Origin of the sequence: Marivita sp., from assembly GCF_051859345.1 — a bacterium.
Classification (GTDB): domain Bacteria; phylum Pseudomonadota; class Alphaproteobacteria; order Rhodobacterales; family Rhodobacteraceae; genus Marivita.
In genome coordinates this window covers 1-23,420 of record NZ_JBHYFV010000001.1, presented here as the reverse complement: position 1 = coordinate 23,420, position 23,420 = coordinate 1, and the positions used below count along the sequence as shown (strand labels likewise).

At 61.8% G+C, this 23,420-nt stretch carries 24 protein-coding genes; 16 read left to right on the top strand and 8 right to left on the bottom strand.

Annotation, left to right across the window (positions count from 1 at the left end; genetic code table 11):
* Positions 1 to 122 precede the first annotated feature (122 nt).
* Positions 123 to 1,586: a xylulokinase gene (gene xylB, locus ACTIEN_RS00120; RefSeq protein WP_439521066.1), complete on the bottom strand. Its 1,464-nt coding sequence runs from the start codon at positions 1,584 to 1,586 to the stop codon at positions 123 to 125.
* Positions 1,587 to 1,671: 85 nt separating this feature from the next.
* Here xylB and ACTIEN_RS00115 point away from each other — a divergent pair, with 85 nt between their 5' ends.
* Together ACTIEN_RS00115 and ACTIEN_RS00110 are read left to right on the top strand one after the other, a co-directional pair.
* Positions 1,672 to 2,886: a pyridoxal phosphate-dependent aminotransferase gene (locus ACTIEN_RS00115; protein ID WP_439521065.1), complete on the top strand. Its 1,215-nt coding sequence runs from the start codon at positions 1,672 to 1,674 to the stop codon at positions 2,884 to 2,886.
* A complete protein-coding gene (locus ACTIEN_RS00110) occupies positions 2,883 to 3,686 on the top strand; it encodes an aspartate dehydrogenase (RefSeq protein WP_439521064.1) in 804 nt (267 codons plus the stop codon). Before ACTIEN_RS00115 ends, ACTIEN_RS00110 begins: the two co-directional genes overlap by 4 nt.
* A gap of 4 nt (positions 3,687 to 3,690) precedes the next feature.
* On the opposite strand, the gene ACTIEN_RS00105 is transcribed toward ACTIEN_RS00110, so the two are convergent.
* Genes ACTIEN_RS00105 through ACTIEN_RS00095 form a run of 3 tightly spaced genes read right to left on the bottom strand, consistent with a single transcriptional unit; the run spans position 3,691 to position 6,351 of the window.
* On the bottom strand, positions 3,691 to 3,822 hold the full coding sequence (locus tag ACTIEN_RS00105) for a hypothetical protein (RefSeq protein ID WP_439521063.1): 132 nt from the start codon (positions 3,820 to 3,822) through the stop codon (positions 3,691 to 3,693).
* On the bottom strand, positions 3,819 to 5,123 hold the full coding sequence (locus ACTIEN_RS00100) for a c-type cytochrome (protein WP_439521062.1): 1,305 nt from the start codon (positions 5,121 to 5,123) through the stop codon (positions 3,819 to 3,821). Before ACTIEN_RS00100 ends, ACTIEN_RS00105 begins: the two co-directional genes overlap by 4 nt.
* A 1-nt stretch (position 5,124) precedes the next feature.
* Complete coding sequence (locus ACTIEN_RS00095) at positions 5,125 to 6,351, bottom strand: formate dehydrogenase subunit gamma (protein ID WP_439521329.1); 1,227 nt, start codon at positions 6,349 to 6,351, stop codon at positions 5,125 to 5,127.
* 233 nt (positions 6,352 to 6,584) lie between these two features.
* Here ACTIEN_RS00095 and cls point away from each other — a divergent pair, with 233 nt between their 5' ends.
* Both cls and ACTIEN_RS00085 read left to right on the top strand, forming a co-directional pair.
* On the top strand, positions 6,585 to 7,988 hold the full coding sequence (gene cls / locus ACTIEN_RS00090) for a cardiolipin synthase (RefSeq protein WP_439521328.1): 1,404 nt from the start codon (positions 6,585 to 6,587) through the stop codon (positions 7,986 to 7,988).
* The gene (locus ACTIEN_RS00085; protein ID WP_439521061.1) at positions 7,988 to 8,665 is read left to right on the top strand and encodes an endonuclease/exonuclease/phosphatase family protein; all 678 of its coding nucleotides are present in this window, start codon (positions 7,988 to 7,990) and stop codon (positions 8,663 to 8,665) included. Before cls ends, ACTIEN_RS00085 begins: the two co-directional genes overlap by 1 nt.
* Before the next feature lie 37 nt (positions 8,666 to 8,702).
* On the opposite strand, the gene ACTIEN_RS00080 is transcribed toward ACTIEN_RS00085, so the two are convergent.
* A complete protein-coding gene (locus ACTIEN_RS00080) occupies positions 8,703 to 10,673 on the bottom strand; it encodes a 4Fe-4S dicluster domain-containing protein (RefSeq protein WP_439521060.1) in 1,971 nt (656 codons plus the stop codon).
* A gap of 133 nt (positions 10,674 to 10,806) precedes the next feature.
* Between ACTIEN_RS00080 and ACTIEN_RS00075 the strand changes: the two genes are divergently transcribed.
* From ACTIEN_RS00075 to fdh3B, 6 genes are all read left to right on the top strand, one after another.
* On the top strand, positions 10,807 to 11,367 hold the full coding sequence (locus ACTIEN_RS00075; RefSeq protein ID WP_439521059.1) for a DUF3305 domain-containing protein: 561 nt from the start codon (positions 10,807 to 10,809) through the stop codon (positions 11,365 to 11,367).
* On the top strand, positions 11,364 to 12,047 hold the full coding sequence (locus ACTIEN_RS00070; RefSeq protein WP_439521058.1) for a DUF3306 domain-containing protein: 684 nt from the start codon (positions 11,364 to 11,366) through the stop codon (positions 12,045 to 12,047). The genes ACTIEN_RS00075 and ACTIEN_RS00070 overlap by 4 nt, the downstream gene beginning before the upstream one ends.
* Positions 12,044 to 12,658, top strand: a complete 615-nt coding sequence (locus tag ACTIEN_RS00065; protein WP_439521057.1) for a TorD/DmsD family molecular chaperone — start codon at positions 12,044 to 12,046, stop codon at positions 12,656 to 12,658. The genes ACTIEN_RS00070 and ACTIEN_RS00065 overlap by 4 nt, the downstream gene beginning before the upstream one ends.
* Before the next feature lie 91 nt (positions 12,659 to 12,749).
* Complete coding sequence (locus tag ACTIEN_RS00060; protein ID WP_439521056.1) at positions 12,750 to 12,941, top strand: twin-arginine translocation signal domain-containing protein; 192 nt, start codon at positions 12,750 to 12,752, stop codon at positions 12,939 to 12,941.
* Positions 12,942 to 13,041: 100 nt separating this feature from the next.
* Complete coding sequence (locus ACTIEN_RS00055) at positions 13,042 to 15,930, top strand: formate dehydrogenase subunit alpha (protein WP_439521055.1); 2,889 nt, start codon at positions 13,042 to 13,044, stop codon at positions 15,928 to 15,930.
* A 14-nt stretch (positions 15,931 to 15,944) separates the two neighbouring features.
* Complete coding sequence (gene fdh3B, locus ACTIEN_RS00050; RefSeq protein WP_439521054.1) at positions 15,945 to 16,538, top strand: formate dehydrogenase FDH3 subunit beta; 594 nt, start codon at positions 15,945 to 15,947, stop codon at positions 16,536 to 16,538.
* Positions 16,539 to 16,987: 449 nt separating this feature from the next.
* On the opposite strand, the gene ACTIEN_RS00045 is transcribed toward fdh3B, so the two are convergent.
* Entirely contained in the window at positions 16,988 to 17,749 is a 762-nt protein-coding gene (locus ACTIEN_RS00045) for a hypothetical protein (RefSeq protein WP_439521053.1), read from the bottom strand.
* A 100-nt stretch (positions 17,750 to 17,849) separates the two neighbouring features.
* On the opposite strand from ACTIEN_RS00045, the gene ACTIEN_RS00040 reads away from it, so the two are divergent.
* From ACTIEN_RS00040 to ACTIEN_RS00025, 4 genes are read left to right on the top strand one after another with little or no spacing between them, the layout of a single operon-like run.
* Positions 17,850 to 18,041, top strand: coding sequence for a DUF6494 family protein (locus tag ACTIEN_RS00040; protein WP_439521052.1), 192 nt, complete (start codon positions 17,850 to 17,852; stop codon positions 18,039 to 18,041).
* Positions 18,042 to 18,043: 2 nt separating this feature from the next.
* Positions 18,044 to 19,108: an Mrp/NBP35 family ATP-binding protein gene (locus ACTIEN_RS00035; RefSeq protein ID WP_439521051.1), complete on the top strand. Its 1,065-nt coding sequence runs from the start codon at positions 18,044 to 18,046 to the stop codon at positions 19,106 to 19,108.
* Positions 19,105 to 19,812, top strand: coding sequence for a DUF4444 domain-containing protein (locus ACTIEN_RS00030; protein WP_439521050.1), 708 nt, complete (start codon positions 19,105 to 19,107; stop codon positions 19,810 to 19,812). Before ACTIEN_RS00035 ends, ACTIEN_RS00030 begins: the two co-directional genes overlap by 4 nt.
* Positions 19,809 to 20,288, top strand: a complete 480-nt coding sequence (locus tag ACTIEN_RS00025; RefSeq protein WP_439521049.1) for a DUF6505 family protein — start codon at positions 19,809 to 19,811, stop codon at positions 20,286 to 20,288. The genes ACTIEN_RS00030 and ACTIEN_RS00025 overlap by 4 nt, the downstream gene beginning before the upstream one ends.
* Before the next feature lie 85 nt (positions 20,289 to 20,373).
* Here ACTIEN_RS00025 and ACTIEN_RS00020 read toward each other — a convergent pair whose 3' ends face one another.
* Entirely contained in the window at positions 20,374 to 21,078 is a 705-nt protein-coding gene (locus ACTIEN_RS00020; RefSeq protein ID WP_439521048.1) for a DUF1194 domain-containing protein, read from the bottom strand.
* 133 nt (positions 21,079 to 21,211) lie between these two features.
* Here ACTIEN_RS00020 and ACTIEN_RS00015 point away from each other — a divergent pair, with 133 nt between their 5' ends.
* Complete coding sequence (locus ACTIEN_RS00015; protein WP_439521047.1) at positions 21,212 to 21,619, top strand: c-type cytochrome; 408 nt, start codon at positions 21,212 to 21,214, stop codon at positions 21,617 to 21,619.
* Positions 21,620 to 21,632: 13 nt separating this feature from the next.
* Here ACTIEN_RS00015 and pepT read toward each other — a convergent pair whose 3' ends face one another.
* Complete coding sequence (pepT, locus tag ACTIEN_RS00010; protein WP_439521046.1) at positions 21,633 to 22,871, bottom strand: peptidase T; 1,239 nt, start codon at positions 22,869 to 22,871, stop codon at positions 21,633 to 21,635.
* 256 nt (positions 22,872 to 23,127) lie between these two features.
* On the opposite strand from pepT, the gene ACTIEN_RS00005 reads away from it, so the two are divergent.
* A partial coding sequence (locus ACTIEN_RS00005; RefSeq protein ID WP_439521045.1) for a hypothetical protein occupies positions 23,128 to 23,420 on the top strand: 293 nt, incomplete at its 3' end.

The following is a 23,420-nucleotide window of genomic DNA, read 5'->3' as shown; positions in this document are numbered from 1 at the left end:
CTTTGATTTACATTTTCTTATCGCGCGCAAAAAATCAATATTGCTGGTAAAGATTGATCAGGGTGGCTGAAGGCCGCACATATATTCGGCCGTCTTCGGTAACCAGGAACCGGGCCAAAGCGTTAGCGCAAATCCTTGAGCGCACCATACAGCGCCCGGTAGCGGCGCAACCTGTCATCCAGAACCGGTGTCGTGACCGGATCGAACCAATCCGCGATCTCGGGCTGCTGACCGAGATCCGACAGGGTCATCGCGCCCATGCCACAGGCGGCAAGCCGCGCCGCACCCAGTGCCGGACCCGCGTCCGAACCGGCTGTCCGGCCGATCCGGGTGCCTGTCGCGTTGGCGATCAGTTGCAGCAGGAAGGGCGATCTGCTTCCCCCGCCAAGGGCGGCAAGATGGGACAGGTCTGTAATCGTGTCGCCAAAGCTCTGCACGGCATCGGCAAAGGTAAAGGCAACAGCCTCGACCACGGCGCGACACAGGGCGGCACGGTCGGTACTGTCTTCAAGCCCGAAATACCCCGCGCGGATATGCGGGTCGCCATGCGGGCTGCGTTCTCCGGTCAGGTAGGGCAGGAAGATCGGCACGCGCGTCGGGTCCGCGCTTTCGGCCAAGACCACCACGTCCCCGGCACTGATGCCAAGCTGACCCGCCAGCCATGCGATGGGCCGCGCACCGTTCAGCATCGCCGCCATCTGATACCAGCGGTTCGGTACCGTATGCGCAAAGGCATGCACAAACCTTGCAGGGTTGGGATGATACGCATCCCCCGCGACAAACAACTGCCCCGATGTCCCAAGCGAGATAAAGCCCCTGTTTGCCTCGGTCGCCCCAAGGGAAACAGCCCCGGTCGCGGCGTCGCCGCCACCTGCAACAATGGGAATGCCCGCGGGCAAACCGGTCCTTGATGCGGCGTCATCCGTCACCTGCCCGACAACCTCATGTCCGTCGGCAAGTCGCGGCAACCAGTCCAGTGCGGTAGCCGAAGCTTCTGCAACCCTGCCACTCCACGCGCGGGCAGCCTGATCCAGCCAAAGCGTGCCAGCCGCGTCAGAGCGGTCCATGGCAAGTTCACCGTGCAGGCGCAGTCCGATATAATCCTTGGGCAGCAGAACATGTGCGATCCGCGCATGAATACCGGGTTCTTCCCGTGCGACCCACATCAGCTTCGGAGCAGTAAAGCCGGGCAGGGGCAGGACACCCGCGATGGTGCCGATTTCGGGCAACACCTCTTGCAACCGGGTACAGTCCTGCGTCGAACGGCTGTCATTCCACAGGATCGCAGGGCGCAGCACATTCAATCCCGCATCCAGCAGAACCGCGCCGTGCATCTGGCCTGACAGACCAATCGCAGTCACCTGCGACAGGGGCATGGTCTTGCCAATCTCGGCCAACGCAGTGCAGGTTGCGTCCCACCACGCAGCAGGGCTCTGTTCGGACCAGCCGGAATGTGGGGATTGCAGCGTCAGATCGGCGGTGGCCGATGCGCTGATGTGTGTGCCATCGGTGCAGATCACTTTGACCGCCGATGTGCCTATGTCGATACCCAGAAACATGGCGGAGCAATACGTCAGCGCTAACATCGACGCAAGACGCCCGATCGCGCTGTGGAACTGGCGCAGACCGGAAAGCCGGGTTAGATAGAACCGAACCAAAGCGGAGAGGGAAATGAGCAGTCTGGATGCGAAATTTGCACGGCTTGGCGCGGATAACGCTCCGGGGCAGGAAGTGCGGCAGAACGCCGATGATCTGAAATCGGTCATGCGCGGAGAGATGATCCCCGGCGTGCCGGTGGATTTCTCGCATGGCGATGTCGATGCCTTTGAACCCACACCCGGCGCCCGCGCTGCGTGGGAAGACGGCTTTGAGGAGGGTGGGGCGCAGGCCTATACCGAATACCGTGGCGCTGCTGCCATCCGGGACGATGTCGCGGCCAGCCTTGCCGCCTTTACCGGCGCCCCGGTTGATCCGGTGGACGAGCTGATCATCACACCGGGCACCCAAGGCGCGCTGTTCCTCGCACTTGGTGCAACGGTGGATCGCGGCACCAAGGTGGCCATCCTCGAGCCGGACTATTTCGCCAACCGCAAGCTGGTCGCGTTTTTCGGCGGGGATATTTTGCCCGTTGCGTTGCATTACCACGAAGACGCCGCTCAGCGCGGCCCCGACCTCGGGCAACTGAAAGCGGCGTTCGAGGCAGGTGCCGAAGTGCTGGTGTTCTCGACCCCGAACAATCCGACCGGCGTCGTGACGCAAGATGCGTCGATTACCGAAATCGCGCGGCTTGCCGCGAAGTACGATGTGACCGTGATTGTCGATCAGCTTTATTCGCGACTGCTCTATAGCGGTGAAACCTATACCCACATGCGCGCCTGTGAAAAGCGCCCCAAGAACCTGATCACCATCATGGGCCCGTCCAAGACGGAATCGCTCAGTGGCTTCCGGTTGGGCGTCGCGTTCGGTTCTGCCCCGTTGATCGACCGGATGGAAAAACTGCAAGCCATCGTGTCCCTGCGCGCGGCGGGCTATTCGCAAGCCGCGCTCAAGACGTGGTTTCACGAACCCGACGGCTGGATGGCGAACCGCATCGCCCAGCACGAAGCGATCCGCGACGATCTGCTCAGCGTCTTCCGCGCCGCAGGATTTCCAACCGCGTGTCCGCAGGCCGGAAGCTACCTGTTCCCGGAACTGCCGCAACTGGTTGTCTCCCCCGAAGTTTTCGCACGCCTCTTGCGTCTGCAAGCCGGGGTCACGGTCACGCCGGGATCAGAGTTTGCGCCGCATACCGCAAACAGCGTGCGGTTGAACTTTTCGCAGGATCACGCCGCATCGGTGGCAGCAGCACACAGAATTGTGGACATGGTTGAAAGGTATCGGGCATGAAGATCGGAATTGCAGGCTTGGGCGCAATTGGACTGCACGTCGCACAGGAACTGGACAGGGGCGGCATTCCCGGCTGTGAACTCGCGGGCATCAGCGCGCGCAACGATGACCGTGCCGCCGAGGCCAATGCAACGCTGTCAACGTCGGTGCCGAACTACCCGCTAAGCGACATCGCGAACCATTGCGACGTGGTGATCGAAACGCTCCCACCCCAGCTTTTCATGGATCTTGCGGAACCTGTGGTGCGCGCGGGCAAGGAACTTGTCGTTCTGTCCGCCAGCCAGCTTATGGGGCAACAGGCGTTGTTCGATCTGGCGGAAAAGACCGGGGCGAAAATCATCGTCCCGTCAGGTGCAATCCTCGGCCTGGATGCAATCAAGGGCGCTGCTGTCGGCACTCTGCACTCCGTCGTGATCGAGACCCGCAAGCCGGTCGCGGGTTTGGCAAAAGCGCCTTATGTGGTCGACAACAACATCGACCTCAGCAATCTGAGCGAAGCGAAACTGGTCTTGGGCGGCGCGGTGACAGACGTGGCCAAGGTGTTCCCTGCAAACGTGAACGTCGCTGTCGCGGTCAGCCTTGCAGGTTACGGCACAGACAAGACCCGCATGGAAGTCTGGGCCGATCCCGCATTGGAAAAGAACCAGCACACCGTCCGCGTCGTGTCGGACAGTTCGGATTTCACCATGACGATCCAGAACCGCCCGACCGAGGAAAACCCGGCGACAGGCAAGATCACTGCGCTGAGTGTGATTGCGCTTTTGCGGCAGAAGACATCGGTGCTTCAGGTCGGAACCTGACGGTTCAGTCGCCCAATCGTACAGATGAGGAGGAGACGCCCTGTTCAGCGGCGCTCCACCCCATCTGGTCGAGGGTGTAGTCCGCGCCAACGGCGATCACGGCGATGGCGACAAATCCAACTAACATGGCTTTCACTGCGAACTCTCCTTTGGCGCGGTTTCCCGACGCAGATAGGTCACGAGATCGGCGCGGTCCTGCGCGCCCGTGATCCGCTGCATCGGCATCTTGGTTCCGGGAATGTAATGCTCTGGTCCGATATCGAAAAGAGCATCAATCGTGTCTTCGTCCCAAACAAGGACTGATCCGTCCAAGGCGTCTGAATAGGTGTAATCCTCGACCGTTCCCGCCTTGCGGCCGAACAGATCATAAAGGCTTGGCCCGGCACGCCGCGCGCTTCCCGGTGTCAATGTGTGACAGATCGAACATTTGCGCATGAACTGGCGTTCGCCATTGGGCATCGTGTCGGCATCTGCCAGAAAGCTGGGCGAACCGGTGGCCATCGGGTCGGCGTCGCCCATGGCGGCAATCGGCCAGGAATACATGCGCGGGTCCAGCCCACCTGCGTGAATGTTGCTGCCGTCCTGCGAAAACGCCAGCGCCCAGACCGGCCCGCGTTGAGTGGCGCGGAAATCGCGGTCAATCTGCCAATCGGATGTATCGACCACCATGATGTACCCTTCGCCATCCCCAACGGCGAGCCTGCTGCCATCGTGGCTTGTCGCCATCGCCAGGATTGGACGCCGTTCCAGCGTCAGATCGGCCAGCGTGTCGCCGGTGGCAAGGTCCAGCACCCGCGTGCCGCCATCGACCGCGCCATAGGCGATCCAGCCTGACTCTTCGTTCAATTCCAATTCGTTCACACCGAACCCGTGTTCCGTCACCCGCAGCATTTCGCTCGCGCTGGCGACATCCCAAAGCCGGATGCTGCCATCGGAGGACGCGGAATAAAGCCCGCTGCCATCCTGCGTGAAAGCCACGTCGTTCACGGGCCCATTGTGCCCTGTCAGAAACCGGGGATCAGACCCGTCCACAGGCCAAAGACCGATGCTGCCGTCCCAACTGGCTGACGCAAGCACAGCGCCATCCGGCGACACCGCAAGCGAGACAACCTTGCCCTTGTGCCCGGTCCAGACCGCTTTCTCGGCCCCGTCAGGCGACCAGGCGCGGACTGCGTAATCATCACCTGCGGAATAGATCGTGCCGTCGGTCGCAAACACGACGGCATTGACCGCCGCTTCGTGCCCGTCGAACCAAAGCGGATCGGTCCCCGACCAGAGCCCAACCGCGTTGTCGAAACTGACAGTGGCGATCTGGTCAGAGTCCGACACGGCGATTCCCATGATCGGGCCGCCGTGCCCCTGAAGCGTGAAGAACTCGTCCGCGGCCCCGGTGGTTGCCCAAAGCAGAACCGCAGATGTGGCCAAAGCCCTGCGCATGTTACTCGGCAGGGGTGGCGCCACTTGGCGCCTTGCCGTCCCGCGCCTTGACCTCTTCGACCCACAGACTGTGGTGTTCCTTGGCCCATTGCTCTTCGACCATGCCGGATCCCATCGCGTCGTACGCGCCCTCCATACCGACCGAACCGATATAGATATGCGCCAGGATAATCGCCATCAGCACAAAGCTGACCATGGCGTGCCACAGCTGCGCATACTGCATCTCTTCGTGCGGGGTCATGGTTTCCGGCAAGACCCCGAAGCCCAGCATGTCCGGCAGACCGGTGCTGTTGAGAATGACAAAGGTCTTAGCAAACATTGGCAATTCGAACGGGAACAGCAGCGACAGACCAGAGACCGAGATCGACGCGCCCAGAACGATCACCGACCAGAAGATCAGCTTTTGACCGGCGTTGAACTTTTTGGCAGGGGGATGCCCGCCGCCGAACAATCCGCCGCCCTTGGCGAGCCACTTCAAGTCGGTCCGGTCGGGCAGGTTGTGGATCACCCACATCACGAAGATCATGACCAGCGCCAGCATGAACGCCCAGGACACGTTGTTGTGGATCCATTTTGACACCGTCGCGAGCCACGCATAGCTTTCATGCCCGAAGGCCGGGATCAGGAACTTTCGCCCCATCAGCGACACCAGCCCGGTGATCCCCAACAGGATGAACGACCCTGCCAAAAGCCAATGGCCGAAGCGTTCGAAATTCTTGAATCGTTCGATCCGCTGGCCGGTTTTTTCGCCATCGATGCGGACGCGGCCACGGATCAGGAAGAACAGCGCCAGAGCAGCCAGAGTGCCAAGCAGCAGATAACCACCATAGGTCAGCAGCGGGCCTTGGCGGAATTGCAGCCACCACATGCCCCGGTCCTGAATCAGAACACCGGCAGCCGGTCCGCGCGACTGTGTCGTTATATCGGCCTCGTTGAACCGCATTCCGCGCCACAAGTCCGGGTCCGAGGCGCCACCAAGTGTGCCCAATTGATCCGTCAAGCCCGCAGCCGCAGCCGGGTCGCCGATGTTGTCAGAGCGATAGGTGTTGTCCACCGGCAGGCCTTGCTGACGGCGCAGGATGTCTTCCAGAGTCGTCGCGCCGCCGGTGGCCGTGCGGTCGATTTCCGCCGGCGTTTCCGATTCTTCGGCAACGCTTGCCCCTTCTTGCGCGTTGGCCGGTCCCGGGGTCAGCCATGTTGCGAGAAACAGAAAGGCCAAAGCGGCCATGAGGCAACCGAAAAGAATTTTGCGAATCTCACGCATGTCAGTGCGTCCTCCCGTTATGCATGTTTGTCAGGCTTGACCTTGCGATCAGCTATCTTGTTGGGCCATTTTTGACCAGGTTGGTTTACGACATGTATCACGGCAAGAATGCAGTCCACAGGACTTTAGAAGGATATTCGAGTTGACGCCAGCGGCAAGCCATTCCGACATGCAGACAGGAGGGAAAAGTGTCTGCCATGACTGAGTTTCTGACAGTCTCGAACGCGGCAATCGCCGTCGTTCTGGGACTGATGGCCCTGGTGGCGTCGTATCGCGCCTTGCTGACCTCGCGCACGCCGCAGGGCGCAACCGCGTGGATCCTGCTGATCCTGCTGTTGCCGCTTGTCGGATCTCTGATGTATCTGGTTTTTGGGCACGCCAACTACAAACAGTTCGAACGGGAACGTCACAAGTCGGACAAGGACCTGTTCGAAATGGCCTCGGACGAACAGGTCGCCGAAGATCCCTCGCGCCTGACGCCTTTCGCCAGGATTGCACGGCTCCCCGTGACCGATGGCAATGACATGTTTCTGCTGATTGACGGCAAGGCCACCTATGACGCGCTTCTTGACGCGATCCGGGGGGCAAGAACGACCTTGTTTGTGCAGTTCTATACCATCAAGGACGATGACATCGGCCGCGCCTTGCGGGATGCGCTGGTCGAACGGGCACAGGCAGGCGTTTCGGTCTGGCTGTTGCACGACGAATTGCCGTTCTTCGGGCTGCCCCGCCCCTTTGCCCGCTCACTGACCGACGCGGGCGTGCGGCTTGCGCGGCCTAGAGGCCCAAAACGTCTGCTTGGGCCGTTCCAGTTCAACTATCGCAATCACCGCAAACTGGTCGTGGTCGACAACGAGATTGCGTTTACCGGCGGGCTGAACGTGTCGAAGACCTATCTCGGTCGTGATCCCTCGATAGGGCCATGGCGGGACACCTTTGCCGCCTTTCGCGGTCCGGTGGTGTCGCAACTGGCGCTGCATTTCTCATCCGACTGGCTTTGGGCCGATGGCGAAGACCTGAGCCATATCGCGTCCAGCGTGCCATCCCCCGCGGGTGATCTGAAGGCGGTTGCGCTTGCGCCGTCGCCCGCCGAAGAGATCGCGGCAGGCAATCTCTACTTCATTGCACTGGCACATGCGGCCCAGAAACGGTTGTGGATTTCGACCCCGTATTTTGTGCCGGACCGGGATGTCTTGACGGCTCTGCGCTTTGCCGCGCTGCGCGGGGTGGAAGTCAGACTCCTCGTTCCGGGGCGGGCGGATCACTACATCACCTATTTCGCCGCAATGGCCTATTTCGACGATCTGCGCTCTGTCGGGGGGGAGGTCTGGATGTATGATCCGGCCTTCATTCATCAAAAGGTGGCGCTGGTGGATGATGATCTGGCCTCGGTCGGATCGATCAACCTCGATATCCGATCGGGTCTGTTGAACTTTGAAATTACGGTTGTGATGGCAGGCACGCGTGCGGCGTCGGCGGTCAAGGACATGCTTGAGACCGATTTCAGCAATGCCACACGCGTCGATCTTGATTTGGCAGACCGTCCCATCGTGACCGGTATGCTGGCGCGGGCGGCCCGGCTGTTTGCGCCGGTGCTCTGATGCGGATCGCGAGCTACAACATCCGCAAGGCCGTGGGGCTGGACTGGCGGCGTGACCCGATGCGGATCATCCGGGTGCTGGCAGATCTGGACGCGGATGTGGTGGCATTGCAGGAGGCCGACAAACGGCTGGGGGTGCGGCCGGCCGTTCTGCCGGAGGACGCGCTTTTCGATCAGACCGGGCTGCGGGTTCTGAGCGTGACCAACGGTCCAAGTTCGGGCTGGCACGGCAACGCGCTTCTGGTGCGTGATGGCTGGCGGGTCGGTGCCACGGAACGGCTCAGCCTGCCGGGGATCGAACCGCGCGGCGCGGTCCTGGCCGATCTTGAGGGACCAACGGGGACGATGACGCTGGTTGGCACACATCTGGGGCTGCGTCGGGGCTGCAGGCAATTGCAACTGGCGCATCTGCTTGAAGAACTGTCCCAGCGATCCCCGCGTGCCGTGATTGCGGGGGATTTCAACGAATGGTCGCCGCGTATCGGGTTCGACATTCTGGAACACGCGTTCGACGTAATCACGCCCGGACGCAGCTTTCATGCGTCCCGCCCGGTTGCTCCGCTGGATCGGTTTGCCGTTGGGCGGGGGTTGACCATGACGGGGGCTGGCGTGTTCGAACACGGTGAGGCCCGCCGCGCGTCCGATCATTTGCCGATCTGGATGGACGTCGAGGTCTGAGCGGAAAGCCGGTTCGAAACGGCTTTCCGCGCTGTCCTCAGTGATCGCGCCGTTTGGAATAAGGCGTCTGCTTGAGGTAGTCATCCGTCGTGCGCGGAATGCGCGGCTCACCCAGGGCGAACGGATTGTCCTTGGAATGGTACTGCGCCTGAATGCGGCAATTGTCGCACATCTGGATCATCCGGGCCGCGTCACTAGTGGCAAACATCGCATGTTTCCCGGCCAGCTTTTCGGTGATCTTCTCGATGGTCGATTTGACCCCGAACAGCGCGCCACATTCGACACAGGCGAACGGCTCTTCCTCGTTCAGCACCACCTGGCTGAGTGCGGTCTCGGTCAGGTTCATGCGCGGCTCAAGCGTGATGGCCGTTTCCGGGCAGATGGTGGCGCAGAGACCGCATTGCAGGCAGGCATCTTCCTGGAACAGAAGCTGCGGCAGGTCCGGGTTGTCGCCAAGCGCCCCGGACGGGCAAAGCGACACACAGCTGAGGCACAAGGTGCAGGCATCGGTGTCGACCAGGATCGCCCCATACGGCGCATGTTCGGGAAGCGGCAGAATCTCGGCCTCCGGGCTCACCGCCTTGGCCGACACCCGCGTCACCTGTCGGCGGGTGCCGATGGGCAGGCTGGGTGTTGTCACGGGCGTCGCCACGGTTGCACCAAACAGATGATCGCCAAGCGCATCGGGATCGGCAATGTCCAGCACCTGCACCCGCGCGTCCCCGCAAAGCGCGTTGGCCAGCGCCGCCTCATGCTCCGGCGTGTCGCGTTCGGTGCGCGGGGCAAGCAGGACATCGACCGACGCAAACCCGCTGCTGAGGGCGGCCATCATCTCGGCATGGCCAAAGGCGGCAAGACTGTCCATTTCGAACGGGATCACATCAGCGGGCAACCCGCGACCAAAACGGGCGGCAAGGCTGATCATCTCGGACCCGTGATCGGCGTCATGCACCAGCAGCCTGGGCGCCTTGCCCCCGGCTTTGCGATAGGTTGACGACAGGGTTTCCAGCCGCCGGAACACCGCCGCAACGGGTGGCGCATCATAGGCAATCGCCCCGGACGGACAGAGCGCCGCACAGGCGCCACACCCGGCACAGATCATTGGATCAATGGCAACGTGATCGCCGTCCGACGTGATGGCCCCTGTCGGACAGATGTTCAGACATTTCGAACACCCCGCCTGTTCGGCGCGGCTGTGGGCGCAAAGCGCGGGTTCCAGCGCGATATAGAGCGGTTTTTCGAACGTGCCGACCAGTTGCACCGCCTCTGACAGCATTGTGGCCACCGCCGCAGGCTGGCGTGGATCGGCGCGCAGGTAGCCTTCGCGTTTGTGCGGGGCCGGCACCAGGGCGGGGTCTCCGGTCAGGTCGATCACCACATCACATTCCGACACCGCGCCATCCTTCGGCGCGCTGAACGAAAACGCGCCACGCCCACCGGCAAGCAGGTCCGAAAAGCGGTTGATCCTGACGCGGAACCCACCCAGCGCGCCGGTGAGGTTCCACACCTCGCCGCGCACCACGTCAAAGCGGCGATCCACCGGCACATCCGCCACATCGGTTTGCAGCACCGTCACCGCAAGCGTGTCGCACAGTTGCGCCGCCGCAGCGAACACCACCTCGCCCCTCCCAACGATCAGGCAGGTGCCTTCGCTGATGACATCGACAACCTTGGGAACCGGCAGCTTCAAGAACGCTTCGGCCGCAAGGGCGGCCTGTTTCGGACCTGCGGATGGGCCATCGTCGCTCCACCCGGCGCGGTCGCGGATATCGACACATCTCGGTGTGTCCGCGCCGAGCTCTTCGGCCAGCATTTCGAAAAACGCACGTTCCTGGGCGCAGGCGACAATCACATCCCCTTCGGACAGAGCCTTGGCGGACGCCTCGGCCTGTGTGCCGCAGAGGTTTGTGTAAACCTTTGACGGATCAAGCGACGTCGCGCCTCCGATGGCAGCGGCGTCTACGGATTGACTGCCCAAGCAGTCACATAAAAGCAGTTTGGTTCCCATGTCGGCCCTTTTGCGGCGTGCGCCTGCGTGATCTCTTGATGTTCAGTCGATGTTTTGACTTAACCAAGGGCCATGCTAGGCAGATGTCAACCGCGCCTGTAAGGTGTGGGTCGCAGAGGACATGAGTTTGAACATGACGCAACGCCGTTCGATCGAACTGCCCGTGGGTGTTGTCTTGCAACGCCGACCGGGCGTCACGCGCTGGCAAAAATGGGCCTGGAGCCCAACCGCGCTGCTGCCCGGAGCGGGTCCGGCGCATTGGAAACTCTTGCGCGAAGATGGTGATATCACCGAATACCATATCGGCACGGCCAACCTGACGCTGTGGCGCACCGATGCCGAAGCCTATCGCATCGGCCTCGCGGAACCCGTGGTCTGCGCCTATGTGGTGCTGCAACCGGGCGACGATGAATGGCCCTACAGGATCAAGCTGATCACCGCCAACCCGCATGAGGCGATGCAATATACCGATGGTGGCGAGGACGTTGTGGAAAAGGTGCCGATGCCCCCTGCGCTGGTCGCCTGGGTGCAGGAATGGACCGATCTGCATTTCGTCGAGGAGCCGTTCGTGAAGCGCAAACGCAAACGGTATCTTGAAGACAAGGTCGAAGACGGCAAGGGCGATCCGCGCATCTCGCAGGTGAGCGATGTCTACCGCGCGCCCACAAGCACCCGAAAGGCCCGCCCGTCATGAGCCGTGGATCGGATTTCTGGTCCCGCCGCAAGGCGCGGGTCGAGGCCGAGGAAGCCGAAGAGGCGCGCCGTATCGAGGCCGCCGAGGTCGAAGCGACACAGGCGCAGCTTGAAGAAAAGACCGACACGGAAATTCTCGAAGAGTTCGGCTTGCCTGATCCGGATAATCTTGAACCCGGTCAGGACATTGCCGGGTTCATGAACAAGGCGGTGCCCGAACGCCTGCGCCGCCGCGCGCTGCGGCAGTTGTGGCGGCTCAATCCGATGCTCGCCAATCTGGACGGGCTGAACGATTACGACGGCGATTTCACCAATGCCGCAACCGATGCGCCGGGGGTCAAGACGGCCTACCAGGTGGGCAAGGGATTGCTGCGCCATGTTCAGGCGCTCGAGGAACAGGAACGCGCCAGGATCGCGGCGCAAACCGGCGAACACATTGATACCCCAGAGAATCTGTCAGAAATCGCTCTTGCGGGCCATAACGGTGAACCATCCCCGGAGAAAACGCAAATTCCGGAAAGTATGCAGCAGGGCGCAAATGCTGCACCTGCATCTACGACTATAGTCGTAGGCAATGAGACCGTGGATGAATATGCCATCGGCACACCATTGGATACAATGGAACCGGAACACGCGCGTCCCCGACGGATGCGTTTCAAGATAGAAAGCGAGACAGGATGACAATGAGCGCGGCTCAGCCCTCGCCATCGGTGTCAGAAGAAGACCGCCTGCGTGCGGACCTTTACAATTTTCTTGGCCTGATCCTGTCAGCGCCCCCTGACGAATTGTTGCTGTCTCAAACTGCGGGGCTAAGCGGTGATGACACCGACCTTGGCCAAGCCATTGCGCGGCTCGCCGGATGCGCAAAGACAACCACCCCGCAGCAGGCGGAACGCGAGTTCAACAAGCTGTTCATCGGCTTGGGGCGTGGTGAATTGCTGCCTTATGCCAGCTTTTACCTGACCGGTTTCCTGCACGAAAAGCCGCTTGCCGTGCTGCGCAGCGATCTGTCGGCGCGCCGCATCGAACGCGCGGCCAACGTGTATGAACCCGAAGACAACATCGCCACATTGATGGAAGTCATGGGCGGGTTGATTGTGGGACGCTTTTCCAGACCGTCGACGCTCGACGATCAGAAACTGTTTTTCAACCGGCACATTGCACCTTGGGCCGGTCATTTCTACGCCGATCTGGAAACCGCGAAGACCGCGATGCTGTATAGCGCGGTCGGATCGGTCGGACAGGCGTTCATGAAGATTGAACGCGAAGCGTTCAGACTGACACCGGCCTGAAGACGGGCCGGAGTCGACCAGGAACCAGGCGGGCAACCGTCACCAAGCGACACATGCGTCGCACCAAACAGGAAGTAGGGAGGAACCTTCCATGACTGAGAAAACCGAGGCGTCCGCAAGTCGCCGTGATTTTCTGAAACTGGCAGGCACCGCGGCCCCCGCTGCCGTTGCGGCCGTTGCCGTATCAGGCACCCAGGCCGAAGCGTCGGAATCGCCCAAGGGGGATGGCCGGATGCAGGACACCGCGCACACCCGCGCCTATCTCGCCAGTACCCGGTTCTAGAACCTCGGACTTAACCCCTCTGCAAAACCGGGGCAGCCCGGATGCAGATCGCAACCCAGCCGACGGCGTTTTGCGCCCCAGGTAGCTCAAGAGGGACACCATGCTAAGAAAGAAAACCGGAGGGCTGACACGGCGCGCTGCGCGAACCGGCCTGATTTCGGACATCTCGAACAAATCCGTCGACAGACGTTCATTCCTGCGCGGATCGGGCCTTGCCATCGGCGGCCTTGCCGCGATCAGCGCCACCGGCGGCGCGGTCACGCAGGCCAGCGCACAATCCGCCGTCAACGGCGCGGTCCAGACCGTCAAGTCGGTCTGCACGCACTGTTCGGTCGGCTGTACTGTGGTTGCCGAGGTCAGCAATGGCGTCTGGATCGGACAGGAGCCCGGTTGGGACAGCCCGTTCAACCTTGGTGCCCATTGCGCCAAGGGTGCCGCCGTCCGCGAACATGCCCATGGTGAACGCCGCCTCAAGTACCCGATGAAGAAAGAGGGTGGAGAGTGGAAGCGCATCAGCTGGGAGCAGGCGATCAACGAGATCGGCGACAAGATGATGGAAGTCCGCGACGAAAGCGGCCCGGATTCGGTCTACTGGCTCGGGTCCGCCAAGCACAACAACGAACAAGCCTACCTGATGCGCAAGTTCGCCGCCTACTGGGGCACGAACAACATCGACCACCAGGCGCGGATCTGTCACTCGACGACCGTGGCGGGTGTGGCGAACACATGGGGCTACGGCGCCATGACCAACAGCTACAATGACATCCACAACAGCCGCGCGATCTTTCTGATCGGGGGCAACCCGGCCGAAGCGCACCCGGTATCGCTGCTGCATCTTCTCAAGGCGAAAGAGCAGAACAACGCACCGCTCATCGTCTGTGATCCGCGTTTCACACGCACCGCCGCGCATGCGGATGAATATGTCCGCTTCCGTCCGGGCACGGACGTGGCGCTGGTCTGGGGTATCCTCTGGCACATCTTCGAGAACGGCTGGGAGGACAAGGAGTTCATCCGCACCCGTGTCTGGGGCATGGACCAGATCAAGGAAGAAGTCGCCAACTGGACCCCCGAAGAGGTCGAGCGCGTCACCGGAACACCCGGATCGCAGCTTGAGCGGGTTGCACGCACGCTGGCCAACAACCGTCCCGGCACCGTGATCTGGTGCATGGGCGGCACCCAGCACACCAACGGCAACAACAACACCCGCGCCTATTGCATCCTTCAGCTTGCGCTGGGCAACATGGGCACCGCCGGTGGCGGCACCAACATCTTCCGGGGCCACGACAACGTGCAGGGCGCAACCGACCTTGGTGTTCTGGCCGATACGCTGCCGGGCTACTATGGCCTGGCCGCCGGATCGTGGGCCCATTGGGCGCGCGTCTGGGACGAAGACCTGGATTGGCTGAAGGCCCAGTTCTCGCAGGAAATGGTCGGTGACACGCCGATGATGAACCTGACGGGCATCCCGGTCTCACGCTGGATCGACGGTGTGCTTGAGGACAAGGAAAACCTCGATCAGCCGGACAACACCCGTGTGATGGTTCTGTGGGGCCACGCGCCCAACTCGCAGACCCGTCTGCCGGAAATGAAGACGGCGATGGAAAAGCTCGACACGCTGGTCGTGATCGACCCGTTCCCGACTGTCTCTGCCGTGCTGCATGACCGCACCGATGGGGTCTACCTGCTGCCGGCGACAACGCAGTTCGAGACCCGTGGTTCCGTCACCGCCTCGAACCGGTCGCTCCAGTGGCGCGATCAGGTCATGGCGCCGATGTTCGAATCCAAGACCGACCACGAGATCATGGGTCTGTTCGCGCAGAAATTCGGTTTCCACGACAAAATCTTCCGCAACATCGCGCTGGAAGACGATGGCGTGACACCGGTGGTCGAAGACATCACCCGCGAATTCAACCGGGGCATGTGGACAATTGGCTATACCGGCCAGTCACCCGAACGGATGAAGCTGCACATGGCGAACCAGCACACGTTCGACCGCACAACCCTGCGGGCAAATGGTGGTCCGGCCGATGGCGATTTCTACGGGATGCCGTGGCCGTGCTGGGGCACTCCCGAGATGAACCATCCGGGTACGGCGAACCTCTATGATATGTCGCTGCCGGTCTCCAAGGGTGGTCTGACCTTCCGCGCCCGTTACGGCGTGGAATATCAGGGCGACAACCTGCTGGCCGAAGGCGTCTATTCGCAAGGCTCTGAAATTCAGGACGGATACCCTGAATTCACCATGCAGATGTTGATGGACCTTGGCTGGGACGGTGATCTTACGGACGACGAACGCGCGGCGATCGACGCTGTGGCGGGTCCGAACACCAACTGGAAGACCGACCTGTCGGGCGGCATCCAGCGGGTTGCGATTGCACATGAATGTGCGCCGTTCGGCAACGCCAAGGCCCGCGCGGTTGTGTGGACCTTCCCGGATCCGGTGCCGGTTCACCGCGAACCGCTTTACACCAATCGTTATGATCTGGTGGCCGATTACCCGACCTACGAGGACAAGAAGTTCTGGCGTGTGCCGACAATGTACAAGTCGATCCAGGCCAAGGATTTCTCGACCGACTTCCCGATCATCCTCACATCCGGCCGGTTGGTCGAATACGAGGGCGGCGGCGACGAGACACGGTCAAACCCGTGGCTGGCCGAATTGCAGCAGGACATGTTCATCGAGATCAACCCGCGCGATGCCAACAATCTGGGTGTGCGGGACGGTGCGCAGGTCTGGGTCGAAGGCCCGGAGGGCGGCAAGGTCAAGGTGATGGCCATGCTGACCGAACGGGTCGCTCCTGGGGTCGCGTTCATGCCCTTCCACTTTGGTGGGCATTTCCAGGGCGAGGACCAGCGGTCCAAGTACCCGGAAGGCGCTGATCCGTATGTCTTGGGTGAATCGACCAACACCGCGCAGACCTACGGGTATGATTCGGTGACCCAGATGCAGGAAACCAAAGCCACCCTTTGCAAGATCATGGCAGCCTGAGGAGGATATCAGACATGGCACGAGCTAAATTCCTTGTCGACGCCGAACGCTGCATTGAATGCAACGCCTGCGTCACGGCCTGCAAGAACGAGCACGAGGTTCCGTGGGGGATCAACCGCCGCAAGGTGGTCACGATCAACGACGGCAGCCCCGGCGAACGCTCGATCTCGGTCGCCTGCATGCACTGTTCGGACGCGCCCTGTATGGCCGTCTGCCCGGTGGATTGCTTCTACCAGAACGAAGAAGGTGTGGTCCTGCACTCCAAGGATCTGTGCATCGGCTGCGGCTATTGCTTCTACGCCTGCCCGTTCGGCGCACCGCAATACCCGCAAGCGGGCAACTTCGGCAGCCGCGGCAAGATGGACAAGTGCACTTTCTGCGCCGGTGGCCCGGAAGAGAACCACTCCACCGCCGAATTCGCCAAGTACGGCCGCAACCGCATCGACGAAGGCAAACTGCCGATCTGCGCGGAAATGTGCGCAACCAAGGCTCTGCTCGCCGGGGACGGCGATGTTGTGTCGGCGATCTACCGCGAGCGCGTTGTTGCACGCGGATTCGGGTCCGGTGCATGGGGCTGGGGAACAGCCTACGACCAGAAAGGCGGCTGATCGTCGTTCCGACAGGTTGGAATCAGACAAAAGCCCCGGAGCACATTCCGGGGCTTTTTTGTTGCGACCTGTCGGATGCAACAGAGCGTCATCACCGGACGGGGCCCGGTGATTTGTCTGATCCTGTGCTCCTCGGGTCGAACCCGAGGATGTCGGTAGTTTCAAAGAAGAAGCGGCGCCGCCCTTATGGGCCTGACGGTTCTCTCAAATCCGCGATTTAACGCGTGACCTGTACTCCGGGGTTGCCGGAGCCTTGCAAGACCGGTCTCTCATGGTCAGCCTTCCGGCATATGAGAGAAGTGTCAGTTCTGTCGTGTCGCGGCATGGGAGTGACCCTTCCCGCTCAAAGCGCTTTGTCGGGGAAAGGTGCGACGGGCGGGTTAAGAACCGCACAACGCAGCGCGCGGTTGGGGATAAGCGGCCACGAAGCGGCGTTGTCGTCCGTTCGGTTAGTCTTGCATTGATTGAACGGGACCGCCCAGATCAGCCGGGGGAATGCCCTGCACAAAAGTCATGATGTTCTCCAGATCGTCCAGCGTCATCGTGACGGCGGCGATGGGTGACGGTCGCGACGGGTTGAACGGCGCAGTCACGTCTTTGATCTGGGTAAAGGCGGGATGGGGGTTCAGCACATAGAAGGCTTGAAACCGGTCTTCCCAATCCGTCAGGGACCGCAGCACGGCGAATGACGGCGTCGAGCCGATGGACTTCATGCGATTCACCTCACCCACCACATGGCATCGCCCGCAATGGGACAACGATGCGGCCTCACCCAAAAGTGCATCCCCTTCATACATGACAGCAACGGCCACCTGTTTGACCTCGATCTTGGACGTGAAAAGCGCGGTGCCCTCCACCTGATAGCTGTCGACCGTGTTGCGCCCCACATCCGAGCGCAGCCAATCTGCAAAGCGTTGGGCGTCAGGATCGTCACCCGGATCAAAATGCCAGACTTTGTCCAGACCTTCGAAAGCAACCAGACCGTGCTCGCCGAAGGCCGCATCGGCAGGCGTGCCCGGATCAGCCAGCGCGATACGGGTCTGTGTCTTGAGCGAAAAGCGCGGCAGGATGAATTGCAGCAACCCGCTCTCGACAAGGGGCTTTGGTGCGGCCAGTGAAAACGCCTTGTCCTGCGCCTGCGCAGGTGACGCGAACGCCAGTCCGGCAGATATCGCCAGAACGAATGTCAGATGATGTCCGATTGCTCTCATTCAGCTGCGCCTCCTTGCTTGAAAGCCTAAAGGCGCTGGCTTACACCCGTCAACGCTTCACCTCGGCCAGACCGAGCGGATGCCCAAGGGGAGAATACCGATGAGTGATGATTTCAACATGTCCATGCGCAAGTTCCTCAAGCAGGTTGGGGTGACGTCCCAACAGGCGATCGAAGAGGCGATGCGCGACGCTGACACCAGCGGAAAGACCTTTGACGCCAAGGTTGTGCTGACCATTGACGGGCTCGATCTCGAGCATGTCGTGACCGGCACGATCAAGGGACAGGGCTGACCGTGGCATTGACTCGTGATGCGGTGTTGGCCGCACTGAAAGCCGTGACCGACCCGGTCTCGGGACAGGATATCGTGAGCGCCGGAATTGTGCGGGCGCTGAACGTCGACGGCGACGCGGTGCGCTTCGTGGTCGAGGTCGCTTCGGACAACGCCGAGACCTATGCCCCGGTGCGCCAGGCAGCCGAAGATGCGGTGAAGGCGCTGGGTGCAACCAGCGTGTCGGCGGTGATGACGGCGCATTCCGCACCGAAACCGCCGCCTGATCTCAAAGGTGGTGCCAAGCCGAAACCGGCAGGTCCCGAGAAAATTCCCGGTGTGGACAGGATCATCGCGATTGCTTCGGGCAAGGGTGGCGTGGGCAAATCCACTGTCTCTGCCAACCTTGCCTGTGCGCTTGCCGCCGAGGGCCGCAAGGTCGGGCTTCTGGATGCCGATGTCTACGGTCCCAGCCAGCCCCGCATGTTGGGTGTGTCGGGACGTCCCGCAAGCCCGGATGGCAAGATCATCCTGCCGATGCGCAATTTCGGCGTGACGATGATGTCGATGGGTCTGATGGTCAACGAAGGTCAGGCGGTGGTCTGGCGCGGGCCGATGTTGATGGGCGCGTTGCAGCAGATGCTGATGCAGGTGCAATGGGGCGCGCTGGACGTGCTGCTGGTGGACCTGCCGCCGGGCACCGGGGACGTGCAGATGACCCTGTCGCAGAAGGCGTTCGTGGATGGTGCGGTGGTGGTGTCCACGCCGCAGGATGTGGCGCTTCTGGATGCGCGCAAGGGGATCGACATGTTCAACCAGATGAACGTGCCGATTGTCGGACTGATCGAGAACATGTCGACGCATATCTGTTCCAACTGCGGTCACGAGGAACATATCTTCGGGCATGGCGGTGTCGCGGCGGAGGCGGCCAAGCTGGGTGTTCCCTTGCTGGCGGAAATCCCGTTGCATCTGGATATCCGCACGTCGTCGGATGGCGGTTCCCCGATCGTCGTGTCGAAACCCGACAGCCCGCAGGCCCAATCGTTCCGTGATTTGGCGCGCACGCTGATCGCCGCCGGCAAGGCATGAGCACCGGACCGTCGTTCCCGCCGCTGATGCAGGGTATCAACGCGGCGGGGGCGGACCCGTTCGAGGCGGCCTGTTGCGAGGCCGCGCAGGGCTGCGACGCGGGCACGATCCTTTATGATGCGTCGCCTGACCGGCTGCGCGCGGCCATCGTTCTGGCCCCCGAGGTGCCGCTGTCAGACGCAGCGGCCATGCTGCCCCTGACCGGGGTTGCGGTTCAGAATGCGCTGGGCGCGCTGGGGCCGTCTGAACTTGCCGTGCACCTGTGCTGGGACGGCGCGATCCGCGTCAATGGTGCGGTGTGTGGCACAATTCGCAGCGCAACGGACACGTCTGACACAGGGGCAGAACCCGGCTGGCTTGTCACCGGGTTCGAGCTTGTCTTTGCACGGCCAAACGTGGCGGGCGGTGACACGCCGGATCAGACCGACCTGATGAGCGAAGGCTGCGGAGACCTGACCCCGGTCGATCTGCTGGAAAGCTGGTCACGGCATTTGCTCAACTGGATCCATCGCTGGGAAGACGATGGCATGGGGCCGCTGCACGCCGAATGGGTGGGCCTTGCCTATGGGATGGGGCAGGACGGCACGTTTCTGAGCAAATCCGGACATTTCCTTGGCCTTGACGAAAAGCTTGGCCTCTTGCTTCGCACGGACGGGCAGACCATGCTCTTGCCGGTGACAGACCTTCTGGAGATCCGTTCATGAACCTTGCCCGCGCCATCCATTTCGACGAAAGCGATCAACGCGTCTTTCATTCCCCAGCGCGGACCGGCGAATGGTGCGTCTCGGGCGGTTTCGAGTTTTCCAACTGGTCCGAAGGTGATCTGGAGGGCCGTGCGAAACAGGCGTTCACCAATGGCTGGCTGGGGGCGGAGACCTTTGGCCGGGTCAGTTTCGTGGCGGTAACGCAGATGGAACCGGTGGAGCAGGCCACCCTGATCGACAGTTTGGCGCAGCATTTTGTCGACCTCTACGGCGCGCCATCCATTGAAGCCGCCCGCCCGGTGGCCGAGGCGGAAGTCGCACATATGGTGGAACTTTGTGACGAACATGCGCCGAACACGTTGCTGACGGTGAGCCGCGAGTTGACCGAATCCGGCGTACGCGAAAGTTTCCGGGTGATCGAACCGCAGGAGGCCGATATGGCGCTGTTGGCCGTTCACGGATCGCTGGACGAATAGGCGTCTTTGGTGCGTCATCCTCGGGCTTGACCCGAGGATCTCAGGCCCAAGAGGCCCTCGGGTCAAGCCCGAGGATGACGGCGCTTTAACGCGCGTCGGCCACGTCCTGCACCGGCATCTGCCCCGAGATCTCCAGAATAAGCTTCCGTTTCACCGCCTCGGCAAAAGAGTCCCGGTTTTCTGCCGTTACCACAAAAGCGCCAAGCCCGCCGATGATCTGCGCCTCGTATTGCGCCTCCAGCCCGCCCTGCGCGCGGCCGGGATCGTCGGGGCGCAGAATCGGCAGGGCGTTGATCGTCACACCGGCGGCCACCACTGTGGCGCGCGCTTCGGCAATCGGCGGGCCGGAATAGTTGCGCACGGAATCGCCGGAAAAGTCGATCACCCGCCGCCAGCCGTCGAAATCGTTGGTGTCCATCAGCCGCAACCCTTCCAGAAGGGCTGCGCCGATGGCATTGCTGCCATAGGCCTGTCGTGGTCTATCGAGCAATTCGGCGGCAAACGCGGCTGCACTGTCCGGTCCGTCGATCCGCATCCAGTCGGCCACCACCACCTGATTGATGGCCCATTCCACATAGGTCACGGCAATCGAGCCATAGGCGGTGTTGGCAATCGCCGCCAGCACCTCGGGATCGGTGATCGCCTGCGCATAGCCCTGCCGTTGAAAGTCGATCTCGCGCTGGTCGATAGAGCCGGACGCATCGGCCAGCAGCACCAGTTCAAGATCGGTGTCCTGCGAAACGGCAGGGGTGGCGATGCTCAGAAGAAGGATCAGGAACAGGCGACGCATGGCACTTCCTTTGGTTGACTAAGGGTAAGCTAGGGCATTTCTGCGCGACCTCAAAAGGATTGATCCGGATCAACGCGAGATCGACCGGTGTCAGACATGCTTGGCGTATCTTTAGTCAGACGGAGTGTCTTTCATGCGACGTGCCCTTGCCTGCCTTACCCTTGTTGGACTGACCGCCACGCCACTGATGGCGCAGGATGTTGATCACGGTCGTGCCCTGTTCCAGACCCATTGCGCGACCTGCCACGGTGCGGATGCCAAAGGGCAGGGTCCGCTGGCCGGAGCGCTGGTGTTGCAGCCGGTTGACCTCACGGCGCTTTCCACCCGAAATGGCGGTGACTTTCCGTTGGAACGTGTGCTGAAACGGATCGACGGCACGGACCCGCTTGTCAGCCACGGATCCCCCATGCCGGTCTATGGCCCCTATTTCGAAGGGGTCGCCAACACGCCGATGAAGCTGCCCAGCGGTCAACCGATCCTCGTGCCGGAACCGATTGCCGATCTGGTCGGCTATCTGCAATCCGTGCAGGGGGTCGAATAGCCGGTCTGACCCGTCAGCCGGGTTTTGCCGCGCGTTCGGCAATGCGCAGGCACAGGTCGGTGGCCTGTGCCATGTCCTGCACCGACACCCATTCCAGCGGGCCATGTACGTTCTGCATGCCGGTGAAAAGGTTGGGGCAGGGCACACCCATTTCGGTCAGGCGTGACCCGTCGGTGCCGCCGCGAATTGGCACGGACAGTTCCGGAATCCCCAGATCGGCCAATGCGGTGCGGGCCAAGGTGACCGGGGTCATGTCGTTTTCCAGCCAGTAGCGCATGTTGCGGTATTGCGGCGTGATGGTGCAGGTGATCTCGGCCCTTGGTTCGGTGGCCGCAATGGTGTCGCAGATCTGGCGCAGCAATGCGCCTTTGGCCTCCAGCCCGTCGCGTTCAAAATCCCGCAGGATAAAGCGCAGCTCCATTCTGGCGGCGCTGCCTTGCGTATCGACCACATGGATAAAGCCCTCTGTACCGTCCGTGGTCTCGGGGGTCATCGTGGTCTGCGGCAGGGTATCGACGATCTTGGCCGCCAGATGAATGGCATTGACCAGCTTGTCTTTCGCCCAGCCCGGATGGATCGACACGCCGGTCACGCTGACCACCGCAAAATCTGCCGAGAACGTCTCGTAGGTGACCTCGCCCAGATCGCCACCGTCGAAGGTATAGGCGAAATCGACACCCAGATCGGCAGGCAGGTCTTTATCCACCCCGCGCCCGATTTCCTCGTCCGGGGTAAAGGCGATGCGGAGCGTCGGGTGTTTGATTTCCCGGTTTTCAAGCAGATGCCGCGCGGCGGTCATGACGATGGCAACCCCCGCCTTGTCATCCGCGCCCAGCAGCGTCAGCCCCGAGGCGGTGACGATGTCATCTCCGACCTTGCTGGCAAGATAGGGAAAGGCCTCGGGCGACAGCACAAGGTCAGGATCGTCCGGGTAGGTGATCGCGCCGCCATTATACCCTTCGATCACGCGGGGTTTGACCCCCGTCGCGTTGAACTGCGGGGCGGTGTCGACATGGGCCAGAAAGCCGACGGTCGGGCCGGGGGCGGTGCCGGGGATCGTGGCGATCACGGTGCCATAGGGGGTCTTGGTCACATCCGCCGCGCCCATGTCGGTCAGTTCGGTGACCATCAGATCAAGCATGTCATGCTGACACGCGGTCGAGGGCGCCGAGGTGCTGTCCATGTCCGCCTGACTGTCGATGGCGCAATAGCGGACCAGACGGGATTTCAGCTCTTCGTGGAAAGGGTGCATGGGCGGCTCCTGTCGGTTTTGGGGAGAAGGGGCAGGAGGGGTGGGGGAGAGTCAAGGGTGGAGGTCGTTCGCTGGACGCGATGTGGAGGGCGGGTGTGCGGACTCTTGGAATATTCGCTGCAACCGCGAAAAACATAACGCCTCAAGATTGGCATGGGCAGAGGAGGTGAAGGTTTTCCGATGCGGGTCGCGGCGGAACGCTGCTCACTGGCGCGACCACGACCCGGGTTGGAAAACCTCCCAAGGTGGAAGCCGCGTGGGTCTTGGATCAGGCTATGGGGAAAGTGCGCGGACGGTCGGGGCGACGGCTCCTTTTGGAATGCGGCTGATGGCGTTCCAGGTGCCTGATACGGTCGCAAACCCGGCCGGTGATCCCGCCAAGGCTGTGCGTTTCGGAGTTGCTGCCGCCTTTGGCTGCGCTGGAAATGGGAGCGCACACGCTGTTCGGACCGGGTCTGCGGATTGTAGCCGGTGCTGTTTCGTGACGGATGACGGGCGATATGTCATGCGGCCTGCTCCCTCGGTGGGGCCCGCGACATCGGTTTTTGC